The organism is Allobosea sp. 2RAB26, assembly GCF_052115465.1.
In the GTDB taxonomy this organism is placed as follows: domain Bacteria; phylum Pseudomonadota; class Alphaproteobacteria; order Rhizobiales; family Beijerinckiaceae; genus Allobosea.
Genome location: NZ_JBFRGS010000056.1, coordinates 1 through 1,445 on the forward strand (window position 1 = coordinate 1; position 1,445 = coordinate 1,445).

The 1,445-nt window shown below is 65.1% G+C and carries 2 protein-coding genes; one reads left to right on the forward strand and one right to left on the reverse strand.

Annotated elements, in window-relative coordinates; genetic code table 11:
• Positions 1–188: hypothetical protein (locus AB4118_RS33945; protein WP_441493888.1), on the reverse strand; the 188-nt coding region annotated here is incomplete at its 3' end.
• An 889-nt stretch (positions 189–1,077) separates the two neighbouring features.
• Between AB4118_RS33945 and AB4118_RS33950 the strand changes: the two genes are divergently transcribed.
• Positions 1,078–1,445, forward strand: a 368-nt coding sequence (locus AB4118_RS33950; protein ID WP_441493889.1) for a class I SAM-dependent methyltransferase, incomplete at its 3' end; no start/stop codon positions are given.

The following is a 1,445-nucleotide window of genomic DNA, read 5'->3' on the forward strand; positions in this document are numbered from 1 at the left end:
CATTTGCCAATGCCGCGGTAGACATGCCCGGTGGTTTGGCCCGGGGGGTCGCGGGCCGGATCCCCTGTCGCGGGCCAGTGGCCCTGAATGATCTCGGCAGTCTGGCCGCTCTCGCGGAGCCTCTCGCACAATTCGCTGGCAAAGCTTGCCCTGGTTGCGCCGGGGGCGCCGAAAAGATCAACGATCATAGGCCGATACCCTTGCATTGAGAGGCAGTGCCACTGCATTGGGGGGCCGGGCGCACTCCGGCGTGTTGACACTCTGCTCCCGTGATTGCCGTCGTTCGGCGGCGATGGCAGCTCCACCCTGACGAAGCCGGGAGACCGTGCAGCGGCGACCCCGCAGGCCTCCCACGATCGGCGTCGGTTCTTCGTCGCGCATCGGATCAACCCTGTCTTCGGCGGCCGGCTGCGGGATTGACCTCAACGGGCTACGCCCGGGGCTCGACCAGTTCATCCTTCGAATGAACGAAGCCGGCGTCGATTGCGCCATGCCGGCGCCTCGGCGCAGGGGCCGGAACGGGCGGCCCCGACGGCCAGGAAATGCCGGGTCATCCTTCGTTCGGAGGATGCCGAGCGCCTGCCTGGCGCGTACCAGAGACAAACTTGGCTCGCTCGGGCGCGGCTGACTTTTGAAACCGAAGCCCCGAGCGGGAAGAGCCCTCGTTTCTCATGCGACCTGGACGCCGACCGTGGGCGCCTCGGCTCCAGCCCCTTGCATGCGTCTCGATGACCGGATGGTCGCATGAGGCGAGAGCTCGGGCTCAGCGGCAACCGGGCCTCGGTGGGTACGCGGGATGCCGGCTCGGGCGCCCCGCCTGCCCAGTTGTCAGCAGCGTTCCAACAGCTTGCGACGCCTGGAGCGGGTGACAAGCCCCCAAGCATCCGCAGGCGAGAAGCCATCGGCGATTCAGCCTGGGAGATTGCGATGCCGGTCGTTCAAATGCGCCCATTCAGCTATGATATCTGTGATCACTCAACGGCGGCCGAGGTCGAGCGTATCAAATCCGCCTATGCGAAATATGCGGAGAGAGATCGCGGAAACCCGGACAAGGAAAGGCGCCCCGGGCGCCTGCGCATGGTGCGCGATCGCGATGTCGCCCTGTACAGGTTGCTCGATCGGGAAGCGGCCCCTCCCCTCAAGCAATATCGTGTCCTGGACCTGGGCTGCGGGACGGGGGATCTGGTCCGCCGGCTGCAGCGCTACGGTTTTCCCAACGACCGCGTGTTCGGGGTCGACCTGCTTCCGGAAGCCCTCGCGACCGCCAGACGAAAATGCCCGGACGTGTCGTTCACGGAAGCCAATGCGGAGAATGTACCGTTTCCCGACCAGCATTTCGATTTCATCCTGGTCTTCACGGTGTTCTCCTCGATTTTGAGCCCCCTCATGGCCAGAAACGTGGCGCGCGAGATCAATCGCGTCCTGACTCCGAACGGAGTGATCAT